Origin of the sequence: Klebsiella sp. C360, from assembly GCF_048822415.1 — a bacterium.
Classification (GTDB): Bacteria; Pseudomonadota; Gammaproteobacteria; order Enterobacterales; family Enterobacteriaceae; genus Klebsiella; species Klebsiella quasipneumoniae.
Genome location: NZ_JBMEZZ010000006.1, coordinates 135,836 through 147,811 on the forward strand (window position 1 = coordinate 135,836; position 11,976 = coordinate 147,811).

The 11,976-nt window shown below is 56.5% G+C and carries 14 protein-coding genes and 1 pseudogene; 8 read left to right on the plus strand and 7 right to left on the minus strand.

Features of this window, described 5'->3' with window-relative positions; translation table 11 throughout:
* The first annotated feature begins 44 nt into the window (after positions 1-44).
* From ACOI7D_RS17350 to ACOI7D_RS17360, 3 genes are all read left to right on the plus strand, one after another.
* Positions 45-686 (plus strand): hydrolase, encoded by a 642-nt coding sequence (locus ACOI7D_RS17350; protein ID WP_109546613.1) that lies wholly within the window; start codon positions 45-47, stop codon positions 684-686.
* A gap of 136 nt (positions 687-822) precedes the next feature.
* Positions 823-1,368 (plus strand): antibiotic biosynthesis monooxygenase, encoded by a 546-nt coding sequence (locus ACOI7D_RS17355; RefSeq protein ID WP_008805362.1) that lies wholly within the window; start codon positions 823-825, stop codon positions 1,366-1,368.
* Positions 1,369-1,392: 24 nt separating this feature from the next.
* Positions 1,393-3,261 carry an amidohydrolase gene (locus ACOI7D_RS17360; protein WP_065805391.1) on the plus strand — a complete coding sequence of 623 codons (1,869 nt, stop codon included), beginning with the start codon at positions 1,393-1,395 and terminating at the stop codon, positions 3,259-3,261.
* 58 nt (positions 3,262-3,319) lie between these two features.
* Here ACOI7D_RS17360 and fba read toward each other — a convergent pair whose 3' ends face one another.
* The 5 genes from fba to ACOI7D_RS17385 form a co-directional block, all read right to left on the minus strand.
* Positions 3,320-4,174 carry a class II fructose-1,6-bisphosphate aldolase gene (gene fba, locus ACOI7D_RS17365; protein ID WP_072199152.1) on the minus strand — a complete coding sequence of 285 codons (855 nt, stop codon included), beginning with the start codon at positions 4,172-4,174 and terminating at the stop codon, positions 3,320-3,322.
* A 35-nt stretch (positions 4,175-4,209) separates the two neighbouring features.
* Positions 4,210-5,172: a carbohydrate kinase family protein gene (locus ACOI7D_RS17370; RefSeq protein ID WP_109546612.1), complete on the minus strand. Its 963-nt coding sequence runs from the start codon at positions 5,170-5,172 to the stop codon at positions 4,210-4,212.
* A 65-nt stretch (positions 5,173-5,237) separates the two neighbouring features.
* On the minus strand, positions 5,238-6,629 hold the full coding sequence (locus ACOI7D_RS17375; protein ID WP_044521232.1) for a PTS ascorbate transporter subunit IIC: 1,392 nt from the start codon (positions 6,627-6,629) through the stop codon (positions 5,238-5,240).
* A 20-nt stretch (positions 6,630-6,649) separates the two neighbouring features.
* Complete coding sequence (locus ACOI7D_RS17380) at positions 6,650-6,937, minus strand: PTS sugar transporter subunit IIB (protein ID WP_017898931.1); 288 nt, start codon at positions 6,935-6,937, stop codon at positions 6,650-6,652.
* A 5-nt stretch (positions 6,938-6,942) separates the two neighbouring features.
* Positions 6,943-7,386 (minus strand): PTS sugar transporter subunit IIA, encoded by a 444-nt coding sequence (locus ACOI7D_RS17385; RefSeq protein WP_044521234.1) that lies wholly within the window; start codon positions 7,384-7,386, stop codon positions 6,943-6,945.
* Between the two features lie 55 nt (positions 7,387-7,441).
* Here ACOI7D_RS17385 and ACOI7D_RS17390 point away from each other — a divergent pair, with 55 nt between their 5' ends.
* Positions 7,442-7,588, plus strand: coding sequence for a hypothetical protein (locus tag ACOI7D_RS17390; protein ID WP_162543138.1), 147 nt, complete (start codon positions 7,442-7,444; stop codon positions 7,586-7,588).
* 144 nt (positions 7,589-7,732) lie between these two features.
* Here the strand turns inward: ACOI7D_RS17390 and ACOI7D_RS17395 are convergent, their stop codons facing one another.
* Positions 7,733-8,335: a peroxiredoxin gene (locus ACOI7D_RS17395; RefSeq protein WP_004178733.1), complete on the minus strand. Its 603-nt coding sequence runs from the start codon at positions 8,333-8,335 to the stop codon at positions 7,733-7,735.
* Between the two features lie 127 nt (positions 8,336-8,462).
* A complete protein-coding gene (gene acpH, locus ACOI7D_RS17400; RefSeq protein ID WP_023288592.1) occupies positions 8,463-9,044 on the minus strand; it encodes an ACP phosphodiesterase in 582 nt (193 codons plus the stop codon).
* 88 nt (positions 9,045-9,132) lie between these two features.
* Between acpH and ACOI7D_RS17405 the strand changes: the two are divergent.
* The 4 genes and pseudogenes from ACOI7D_RS17405 to yajC all read left to right on the plus strand — a co-directional run bounded on the left by ACOI7D_RS17405 (position 9,133) and on the right by yajC (position 11,968).
* A pseudogene (locus tag ACOI7D_RS17405) lies at positions 9,133-9,248 on the plus strand (hypothetical protein).
* 64 nt (positions 9,249-9,312) lie between these two features.
* Positions 9,313-10,377, plus strand: a complete 1,065-nt coding sequence (gene queA / locus ACOI7D_RS17410; protein ID WP_004204841.1) for a tRNA preQ1(34) S-adenosylmethionine ribosyltransferase-isomerase QueA — start codon at positions 9,313-9,315, stop codon at positions 10,375-10,377.
* Between the two features lie 108 nt (positions 10,378-10,485).
* Positions 10,486-11,613, plus strand: coding sequence for a tRNA guanosine(34) transglycosylase Tgt (gene tgt / locus ACOI7D_RS17415; protein WP_002890395.1), 1,128 nt, complete (start codon positions 10,486-10,488; stop codon positions 11,611-11,613).
* Between the two features lie 22 nt (positions 11,614-11,635).
* A complete protein-coding gene (yajC, locus tag ACOI7D_RS17420; RefSeq protein ID WP_002890398.1) occupies positions 11,636-11,968 on the plus strand; it encodes a preprotein translocase subunit YajC in 333 nt (110 codons plus the stop codon).
* The last annotated feature ends 8 nt before the right edge of the window (positions 11,969-11,976 follow it).

Consider the following 11,976-nt stretch of genomic DNA (forward strand, 5'->3'; position numbering starts at 1 on the left):
ACCATCATGTCATCTTTTTAACTCATTGATTAAGAAGGTATTTAATGTCTGTTCGTGAACTGCTCGATCCCACTAATTCCGCCCTTATCTTTATTGACCATCAACCACAGATGTCATTTGGCGTGGCGAATATCGATCGCCAGACCCTCAAAAATAACACCGTGGCGCTGGCCAAAGCCGGCAAAATTTTTAATGTACCGGTGATTTACACTTCCGTAGAGACCAAAAGCTTCAGCGGTTATATATGGCCGGAATTATTGGCCGTGCATCCTGACGTCAAGCCGATTGAGCGTACTTCAATGAACTCCTGGGAAGACGATGCCTTCGTCGCGGCAGTGAAAGCGACCGGCCGTAAAAAGCTGGTGATCTCCGCTCTGTGGACCGAAGTTTGCCTGACGTTTCCGGCGCTGATGGCCCTGGAGGCGGGCTACGAAGTGTATGTGGTCACCGATACCTCCGGCGGTACCTCTGTCGACGCCCATGAGCGTTCTATTGACCGGATGGTGCAGGCGGGTGCGGTGCCGGTGACCTGGCAGCAGGTGTTGCTGGAGTACCAGCGCGACTGGTCGCGCAAAGCGACTTACGATGCGGTCATGGACCTCGTGCGCGAACACAGCGGCGCCTACGGGATGGGCGTGGATTACGCTTATACCATGGTGCACGGCGCGCCAGAGCGTAAAGCGTAACTCACTTCATCCTTCAAGCTGCCTCTTTGTTGGCTGCGTTTGTCCGCCCCGACGCAGCATGAATGATGTTGTGCAGAGCCATTTATCGCTAATGGCAGGAGCAATCCTGCCATTCCCCTGAAGCAAGGAACTCTTTATGGCGCAGCAAAAATCGGTGACCCTGGTCATCAGCCATCTGCTCGATCCGCAACACGGCCAGCGCTACGAAGAGTGGCTCGGCAAAATCATGCCCATCGCGGCTGAATTTCCCGGCCATCTCGGGGCGAATGTGATCCGGCCCGCCGCAGGGCAGAATCTGTGGAGCGTGATTATCCGCTTCGACACCCTGGAGCATCTCTACGCCTGGACGCAGTCGGAAACCCGTCGTCAGCTGGTGGCGGAGATTGCCCCGCTGCTGACGGAGGGCGATCGGACGGAGGTGCGGACCGAACCGGCCTTCTGGTTTACCCCGCCGACGGCGAACGTGCGCCAGCCGCGGCGCTGGAAACAGTTTCTGATCACCCTGCTGGTGATTTTCCCCAGCACCAACCTGGTGCCGGCGGTGACCGGCATGCTGTTGCCGTCGCTTAAGGGGAGCCTGCTGCTGCACCTGATCAATGATGCCTGCGTGGTTGCGCTGGTGGTCTGGTTCTGGATGCCCATCGTGACCCGCCTGTTTGCTGGCTGGTTGAAGAAAAACTGAGTCAGCCTCCCCAAGGAGTGCGTTATGTCGCAAACTGCCACACTGATTCTGACCCACGGCCAGATTCATACCCTCGATCGCGCGAATCCGCTGGCGGAAGCCGTGGCCATCGCCGACGGAAAAATTGTTGCCACCGGAAGCCACGATCGGATCATGAGCTTTGCCGCCGAGGGGACGCAGATCGTCGATCTCAAAGGGCATACGGTGATCCCGGGCCTCAACGATTCTCACCTGCACCTGATCCGCGGTGGGTTGAACTACAACCTTGAGCTCCGCTGGGAGGGGGTGCCCTCGCTGGCCGATGCGCTGCGAATGCTCAAGGAGCAGGCGGATCGCACACCCTCCCCGCAGTGGGTGCGGGTGGTCGGCGGCTGGAGCGAATTCCAGTTCGCCGAACGACGGATGCCGACCCTGGAAGAGCTAAACGACGCGGCGCCCGATACGCCGGTGTTTGTGTTGCATCTCTACGATCGCGCGCTGCTGAACCGCGCGGCGCTGAAAGCTGTGGGATATACCAAAGAGACGCCGGATCCGGCGGGCGGCGAGATCGTCCGCGATAGCCACGGCAACCCGACCGGGATGCTGATCGCTAAACCAAACGCCATGATCCTCTATGCCACCCTGGCCAAAGGGCCGAAGCTGCCGCTGGATCTGCAGGTGAATTCCACCCGCCAGTTTATGCGCGAGCTGAACCGGCTGGGGCTGACCAGCGCCATCGACGCCGGGGGCGGTTTCCAGAACTACCCGGAAGATTACGAAATTATCGAACAGCTGCACGCGAAAGAGCAAATGACCGTGCGCATCGCCTACAACCTGTTTACCCAGCGGCCGAAGCAGGAGCTGGAGGACTTCGAACGCTGGACCGACATGCTGAAGCCGGGGCAGGGGACCGACTTCTATCGCGCCAACGGCGCCGGCGAGATGCTGGTGTTTTCGGCGGCGGATTTTGAAGATTTCCTGCAGCCGCGGCCGGATCTGCCGCAAGGCATGGAGGATGAGCTGGAGCGGGTGGTGCGCCACCTGGTGGAACATCGCTGGCCGTTCCGCCTGCATGCCACCTACGACGAGTCCATCAGCCGGATGCTGGACGTGTTTGAGAAGGTGAACCGCGACATTCCGTTTAACGGCCTGCACTGGTTCTTCGACCATGCCGAGACCATTACCGAGCGCAACATTGAGCGGGTGAAGGCGCTGGGGGGCGGCATTGCGGTACAGCACCGGATGGCCTTCCAGGGCGAATATTTTGTCGATCGCTACGGCAAAGAGGCGGTGAAACATACGCCGCCGGTGGCGAAAATGCTGGAGCTGGACGTACCGGTAGGGTTGGGGACCGATGCCACCCGCGTCGCCAGCTATAACCCGTGGACCGCGCTGTACTGGCTGGTCTCCGGGCGCACCGTCGGCGGGATGGCGATGTATGACGATAACAACCGGCTGCCGCGCGATGTCGCGCTGGAGCTGTGGACGGCGGGCAGCGCCTGGTTCTCCAGCGAGCAGGGGAAAAAGGGCCGTCTGGCCGCCGGTCAGCTTGCCGATCTGGTGGTGCTGTCGAAGGACTATTTCAGCGTCGCGGAAGAGGAGATCAAAGGCATTGAGTCGGTGCTGACGGTGGTTGACGGCAAAGTGGTGTATGCCGCCGGACACTTCTCGCCGCTGGCGCCGCCGCCGATTCCTGTGCTGCCGGAGTGGTCGCCGGTGGTGAAGGTCCCGGGCCATTATCGTTCCGCTCCGCCGACCGCCGCGAAAATCGGCGCGATCGTGCAGATGCACCAGTGCTGCGGTAGCTGCGGCGTCCACGGCCATCAGCATGATATCGCGCGGAAATCGTCGATCCCGGTCTCCGACGAGCAGGCCTTCTGGGGCGTGCTGGGCTGCTCCTGCTTTGCCTTCTGATGCCTGACGCCTCCGCCCCGGTAGCTCAGGGGCGGAGGTCTCAGCCACCTTTCCCGCATCAATAGCGCTGCTGTGAGCCAAATAGCGCCATGCGGCGGGCAATCATCTCGCGTACCGGCTGCAGTCCCTGGGCGATCACTTTCCGCGGATCGTTCACATCGTGCCCGGTATCGGCAGCGAAGATCGCCTTCACCTGCTGGCACCAGGCGTACATATTTTCGGTATTAACGTTAATCTTGGCGGTGCCGCAGGCAATCGCCCGGCGCATATCCTCATCGGCAATACCGGTGCCGCCATGCAGCACCAGCGGAACCTTCACCCGCTCGGCAATGGCTTTCATCTCGCTAAATCCCAGCCTGGCTTTGCCTTTATACAGGCCATGGGTGGAGCCCAGCGCGGCGGCGAGGCAGTCCACCTGGGTTTCTGTCACCAGGGTGTAGCACTCCTGCGGATCGGCATAGATGACTTCGGAATTGACAATGCCGTCTTCGCTACCGGCGATAGTCCCCAGTTCCGCCTCCACGGAGATACCTTTGCTGTGCGCCAGCGTCACCAGGTGGCGGGTAATGGCCAGGTTTTCCCTGAACGGCAGATGCGAGCCATCAAACATAATGGAACTGAAGCCGGCGGCGATCGCCGCTTCGCAGGCCTCCCGGGTGGTGCCATGATCCAGATGCAGCGCCACCGGAACATCAATATGTAAATACTCCATGGCGTTAACCACGATGTCATGAATACATTTTAACCCGAGCATATGCTTAACCGTGCCGCCGGACACGCCCAAAATAACCGGTGAGCGGCACTGCTGGGCGGTGCTTAATACGGCGCCAACCCATTCCAGATTATTAATGTTGAACTGACCGACGGCGTAGCCGTCCCTCAGGGCATGCTGAAGCATGTCCTTCATCGACACTAACATATTCACCTCTTGATATTTATTAAATACAGTTATTCTTCAAAATATTGCTTTAAGTTTCTATCGTAGCTATTTAACGAGTGGTGGACGACCGCCAGGTCCGGCATAGATTCCCGTACCCCTTTTTTCTCAATAGAAATGGCGGCAGTGAGGCTGGCAAATAAAATAATATTATCTATGTGCCATGAGTAGTGGACGCCATAGGTGAAGGCGCCGTGAAATACATCCCCGGCTCCGGTGGTATCCACGGCATTGCACAGCCAGGAAGGAACGATCTGCAGCATACCGCTTTTTAAAAAAGCGCAGCCTTTTTCGCCAAGGGTAATAAATGCCTCGCCGCGGCAAATTTTATTCAGCTCAATCAGCGCTGCTTTAATTTCTGCTTCGGTGCTCAGCGAGCGATAGCTCATATAGTCGCGGGCAAAATGCTCGCTCACCACAAAATAGTCGGTCCAGGCCGCCAGTTTAATATTGCTGGCACGCAGTGACCCACCGTCCATCACGACTCTGGCGTTGGGCAGTTTCTTAATTAAATATTCACTGATTTCCGCCTCATGGCCGTCAATTAAAATAGTGACTGGCTCCTCGGCGGCAATCAGTCGCTCGGCGAGATCGTCCAGTTTGAGCTTTTGATCGTAGGTCAGGGAAGGCGGTGTTTGCATCTTGCGGGTAATAATCGTCCGCGAACCCGTTAAGCGATTGACCAGCACCGAGGCCAGCGGGGTGATCATGTCATCGGAGAAAACCACCTGGCTGGTATCCACGCCCGCTTCGGCAAACTCATCGATAATGCGCTGACCGTAAAGATCCTGATGCAGATGGCCGATGTAATAGACCTCCTCCCCCCATAATCCCAGCAGCCAGGCCGCATTGGCCGCCGGGCCGCCGCCGCTTTCGATAAAATCATGACAAAAGTTTTTAGTATTCTCCTGGGGCCATTCATTAAGAAAGAAAAACTGATCGAAACAAGCAAATCCAATGGACAAAATAGCCATAACCACTCCTGATTATTTGTCAGCGGCGGGAAGCGTGACCTTCCCGCCGGGAAAAATGACCTCGCTTATTCATTTTTCTGCTTGGCGATAAGCTCCTCATAGCTGAGCGTGTTGCCCACCACCCGTACCTGACGGAAGCAGAAAGGCGCCAGCAGCGCGACGAGCAGCGCCAGACAAATCAGGTAGATAGTGACCTGGCCAAACTGGGTAAACGCGTTACCGATAATGATGCCCCACACCGCGAAGTCGAAATCGGCGAAGGTGCTGTTTTCAAACCCGAGGTTGCCGAGCGCCGGCAGCAGCATCGCCGGCAGGAAGGCCAGGAAGATCCCGCCGATAAAGGCGGCGATGATACAACCGCGCTTACCGCCCAGCTTGTCGGCAAAGACCCCGGAGGTACCGCCGCAGAAGAAGTGCGGCACCATGCCGGGAATAATCAGCGCCATGCCCAGACCGCCGAGCATGAGCATCCCGACCAGCCCGCCCACAAAGGAGCTGATGAATCCCACCACCACCGCGGTGGGGCTAAAGGTGAAGAACACCGCGCAGTCAACGGCCGGGATGGAGTCCGGGATCAGTTTCTGGCTGATGCCCTGGAATGCCGGCACCAGATCGCCCAGGATCAAGCGCACGCCGTTGTAGACAATGGCTACGCCAACGGCGAACTGCAGACCGGTCAGCACGGAGAAGATCAGCATGTTCTGGTCGGTGATGGTGCTCAGGTACGCCGACCCGGCGACAGCGCTGCAGATAAAGTAGATAACAAACATCACGATACCGGTGGTGACGGTGGTATCGCGCAGAAAACCCCATTTCTCTGAGATTTCGGTATCGGCGAAGGAGTTTGCCGGATTACCGGTCCGGCTGGCGATCCACGCCGAGAGGTAGTAGCCCAGAGAGCCGAAATGGCCCATGGCGATCCCGCCGTCCTCGGTCACCTGCCTGGTGTAACGCTGGCCAATGGCGGGGGAGATGGCCGACCATGAGCCCAGCAGGAATCCGCCGATCAGGATCAACATCCAGCCCTGGAACTCCGCCGCCTGCAGGACGGCGGAGAACAGGCAGGCGAGAAAGAATGAGTGATGACCGGTGAGAAAGATATATTTATATTTTGTGCAGCGGGCAATGATCAGATTGAAAATAAAGCCCAACAGCAAAATACTCATGGTTTCCACGCCCAGCATCTTCTGGGCGACGGAGACAATGGCTTCATTGTTCGGAATAACGCCGCGGATATTAAATCCCGCTTCGATAATGCCGCCCAACGGGTTGAGATTGGCAACGATAACGCCTGCGCCAGCGCTCAACATCAAATAGCCTAAAATCGGCTTTAATGTGCCGGTAAGGAGTTTGTTGCCGGGGGAGCGCAGCGCCACTAAGCCAACGAAGGCGATAAGCCCCATTAAAAAAGCGGGTTGACTGAATATTTCCGTTAAGAAACTAAGAATAGCCTGCATGGTCGTTCCCTCTATGCTGATTAAGAGTGAGTCGCAGCAATTTTCATCAGCGCGTCGGTAATATCCTCGGCGATTTTTGCTTTATGGACATAGCTGCGAATAATGGCGACATGACAGTGGGCCGGAAATTGATTTGCCAGTTCTTTGATCGTGACATAAAGGTCGGCTTTTTCCCCGACCGCATTAGCAAAATCGACCGAGGCGACGTCCGCTTTGATACCTAATTCTTCACAGATCTTCTTCACATTATTCGCAGCCATCAATGAACTGCCAATACCGTTACCACAAACCGTTCTGATAACTAACATAATGACTACTCCATTTGTTTTTGGATGAAATGTAAGACTGAATTCACGTCAGTTTCCTGCTGAAGAAAGGTCACGATATCTGACTCGATCAGCGAGGCTATCAGTTGGATCATTTTGATATGACTGTCAGCATCGGCGCCGGCGATGGCGATGACGACGGTAACCGGATCGAACTCATCGTGGCCGAAGGTCACTGGCGTGGCGGTGGTGACAAGCGAAAATCCGGTCTGCAATGCCCCTTTTTCCGGGCGGGCGTGCGGCATGGCAATCCCGTCATCTATCACGATGGCGGCGCCAAAATCTTCGTATACCGTCAGCATCTCGCTGACATATTCGGCGCTGCAAATCTGACGCCTGGCGAGTAATGAACCCGCCAGTTCGATGGCCTCTTCCGCATGGGAAATATTCTGCTTCAGGGCGATTAACGTCGGGTCAAAAATAATATCCATTCTCTTCTCCTGAACGTATTCCTGTTCCTGAGTAAAATCATGACCAAATACATTGATAAAAATGATGGATGAGATCACATCCGCGGTTTTAAATATTGATGGCGATCACATCGACGGCAAAGTGCCGGCAGAAAACTATATGAATAATTTATATTATTTTCAGGGAGTTATGGAGTGCTTGAGATTTGGCGCTGAAATTTGACAGAGAAAAAATGAGAGGCAGAGCGAAATTTTTCGGCAGAAGTGTATTCCTGGTCACAAATATCGCCGGGTCATTTTCCTAAATTTTGACGTCGCTAACAAAAAAGGCCCGCCTGAGCGAGCCTTTTATAAAAACGTGTGCCGATTACAGGCTGGAGACGTTTTCGGTCAGGTATTTTGCAACGCCTTCCGGAGAGGCAGCCATACCTTCTTTTCCTTTTTCCCACTGCGCCGGGCAAACTTCGCCGTGCTCTTCGTGGAACTGCAGCGCGTCAACCATACGCAGCATTTCGTCGATGTTACGGCCCAGCGGCAGGTCGTTAACCACCTGGTGACGAACCACGCCGTTGGCGTCGATCAGGAAGGAACCACGCAGGGCAACGCCTTCGTCCGGATGCTCGATACCGTAAGCTTTCTGGATTTCACGTTTGATGTCAGCAACCATCGCGTATTTAACCGGGCCGATACCGCCCTGGTCTACCGGGGTGTTACGCCATGCGTTGTGCACGAACTCGGAGTCGAAGGAAACGCCAACCACTTCCACACCGCGTTTCTGGAATTCTTCGTAACGTTTGTCGAACGCGATCAGCTCAGACGGGCAAACGAAGGTGAAGTCCATCGGCCAGAAGAACAGAACGGTAGGTTTACCGTTGGTGTGCTGTTTGAAATTGAATTTCTCAACGATCTCACCATTACCCAGCACAGCGGCTGCAGTAAAATCCGGCGCTTGACGAGTGACCAGAACCATTTGATTCTCCTGTAATTACTAAGGTTATTTAAAACGCAACGCCGGCAAGTATAGAGCCTGTCCGCCAATAACACAAAGAGGCACTGACAATCGTTCAGCCAGCTTTTACCTATCAATGTCGCAGCGATTACAGCTGTTTGTTTTTCGCCTGACGCATCATCTGCGGATAAAAGCGCCAGAACTGCCCCTCCAGCCGGTCGTAGTGGGTATCCAGATCCTGCCAGGAGTCGCGCAGCGCCTCGAGACGCGGGCGGCGGCTGGCCATGCCGTTGAGCACGCGCTGAATAAAATCCATCTCCTGATAGCGCTCCAGCCAGCGCTCCGACCAGAGATATTGGTTGAGATTGACGAAGCGGGGCGGCGAGTCGGGCAGGATGGGGACGATCTGCCGCTCGGCGTAGCGCACGAACTCCTCCAGCGGCAGGTCAGGGGAGAGCTGCGCCCAGTGCTGCGACAGGAAATGATCCCACATGACGTCGAGGGTGATCGGGGCGACGCGGCGGGTCTGCGGGCGAAACCACTCCCGCGCCTCTTTGACTTCCGCCAGGTTGTCAGTCAGCACGTCAATCCGCCGATGCATATAGATGCCGTCAACAATCTCCGCCGGATAGTCGCCCTGCGGGTTGCCGCGCACAAAGTCGGCCATCAGATTGCCGGGCAGCGAACTGTCGGCGAGATGGGCCAGGTGCAGGTGGGCGAGAAAATTCATAGTGACGACATCCTTCAAATACTTTCTGGCGGGCAGAGTGAGCGGTGTAGCGCTGCGCGTCGCCCTGAACGGCAGCCCCGGTGCCCGGATGGCGTGCTGTCTGGCCGCGCGCGGCCCTCTGCCACCGGTGATGCATTCGGCTGCCGCATGGCGGCATTCGGAATGATTTGGAATATAGATTATGTCATTCATCCGGAGGGGTAAAGGTTGCAGGCAGACCGCCCCGGCACTAGACTACCCGCCTCTTTATTCAGTCTGAGTTATCGTCATGCGCGTTACCGATTTTGCTTTTGAACTACCCGAATCCCTGATCGCCCACTATCCGATGCCTGAGCGCAGTAGCTGCCGCTTACTCTCCCTGGACGGGCCGACGGGCGCGCTGACGCATGGCACCTTCACCGACATCCTCGATAAGCTCAATCCCGGCGATCTGCTGGTGTTTAACAACACCCGGGTGATCCCGGCGCGTCTGTTCGGCCGCAAGGCCAGCGGCGGCAAGATTGAAGTGCTGGTGGAGCGGATGCTGGATGATAAGCGCATCCTCGCCCATATTCGCGCCTCGAAAGCGCCGAAGCCGGGCGCCGAGCTGCTGCTGGGCGACGACGAGAGCATTCAGGCCACCATGCTGGCGCGTCACGGCGCGCTGTTTGAAGTGGAATTTAACGACGAGCGCCCGGTGCTGGAGATCCTTAACGGGATCGGCCATATGCCGCTGCCGCCCTACATTGATCGCCCGGACGAAGACGCTGACCGTGAGCTCTATCAAACCGTCTACGGCACCCGGCCGGGCGCGGTAGCCGCCCCGACCGCGGGTCTGCACTTCGACGAACCGCTGCTGGACAAACTGCGCGCTAAAGGCGTTGAGATGGCGTTTGTCACCCTGCACGTGGGCGCGGGTACCTTCCAGCCGGTGCGCGTCGACAGCATTGAAGAGCACACTATGCACTCAGAATATGCGGAAGTGCCGCAGGAGGTGGTCGATGCGGTGCTGGCGGCGAAAGCGCGCGGCAATCGCGTGATCGCGGTGGGCACCACCTCGGTACGCTCGCTGGAGAGCGCGGCGCAGGCGGCGAAAGACGCCCTGATCGCGCCGTTCTTCGACGATACGCAGATTTTCATCTATCCGGGTTATCAGTACCAGGTGATCGATGCGCTGGTGACCAACTTCCATCTCCCTGAATCCACACTGATTATGCTGGTGTCGGCGTTTGCTGGTTATCAGCACACCATGAACGCCTATAAGGTAGCGGTAGAGCAGAAATATCGCTTTTTTAGCTACGGGGATGCGATGTTTATCACGTACAATCCGCAGGCTATTTCTGAGCGTCCCTGAAAAGGCCGGCCCGCCGGCTTTTGGCACGCCATGACGCATTTTTAGCCACGGAATCATTCCGTGGCGAGTATCAAAACGTCGGACTGTTTTTCTGACGCAGGAGCAAGCATGAAATTTGAACTGGATACCACCGACGGTCGCGCCCGCCGCGGTCGCCTGGTGTTTGAGCGCGGCGTGGTGGAAACACCGGCCTTTATGCCCGTTGGCACCTACGGCACCGTCAAAGGGATGACGCCGGAAGAGGTGGAAGCCACCGGCGCGCAGATTATTCTCGGCAACACCTTCCACCTGTGGCTGCGCCCGGGTCAGGAGATCATGAAGCTGCACGGCGATCTGCACGATTTTATGCAGTGGAAAGGACCGATCCTGACCGACTCCGGCGGCTTCCAGGTGTTCAGCCTTGGCGATATCCGTAAGATCACCGAGCAGGGCGTCCACTTCCGTAACCCGATCAACGGCGATCCGATTTTCCTCGATCCGGAAAAATCCATGGAGATTCAGTACGATCTCGGTTCCGATATCGTGATGATCTTCGACGAATGTACGCCGTACCCGGCGGACTGGGATTACGCCAAGCGCTCGATGGAGATGTCTCTGCGCTGGGCGAAGCGCAGCCGCGACCGTTTCGATAGCCTTGGCAATAAAAATGCGCTGTTCGGCATCATTCAGGGCAGCGTTTACGAAGATTTACGTGATATCTCGGTGAAAGGTCTGGTAGAGATTGGCTTTGATGGCTACGCTGTCGGCGGTTTGGCGGTCGGCGAGCCGAAGGAAGACATGCACCGTATTCTGGAGCACGTCTGCCCGCAGATCCCGGCCGATAAACCACGATACCTGATGGGCGTCGGGAAGCCGGAAGATCTGGTGGAAGGGGTACGTCGCGGTATCGATATGTTCGACTGCGTCATGCCGACGCGCAACGCGCGTAACGGCCACCTGTTCGTCACCGACGGCGTGGTGAAAATCCGCAACGCGAAGCACAAAAGCGATACCGCGCCGCTGGACGCCGAGTGTGATTGCTATACATGTCGCAATTATTCACGCGCTTACTTGCATCACCTTGACCGTTGCAACGAAATATTGGGCGCGCGTCTCAATACCATTCATAACCTGCGCTACTATCAGCGTTTAATGGCTGGTTTACGCAAGGCTATCGAAGAGGGTAAATTAGAGAGCTTCGTGACCGATTTTTACCAACGTCAGGGGCGCACCGTGCCTCCTTTGAACGTTGATTAATTTTAATAATGAGGGAATTTCAATGAGCTTTTTTATTTCTGATGCGGTAGCGGCAACGGGTGCACCGGCGCAGGGCAGCCCGATGTCTCTGATTCTGATGCTGGTGGTGTTCGGTCTGATTTTTTACTTCATGATCCTGCGCCCACAGCAGAAGCGCACCAAGGAACATAAGAACCTGATGAACTCCATCGCCAAAGGTGATGAAGTGCTGACCAACGGCGGTCTGGTCGGTCGCGTGACCAAAGTAGCGGAAACTGGCTACATTGCTATCGCGCTGAACGATACCACTGAAGTGGTTATCAAACGTGACTTCGTTGCTGCCGTTCTGCCGAAAGGCACCATGAAGGCGCTGTAATCTAACTT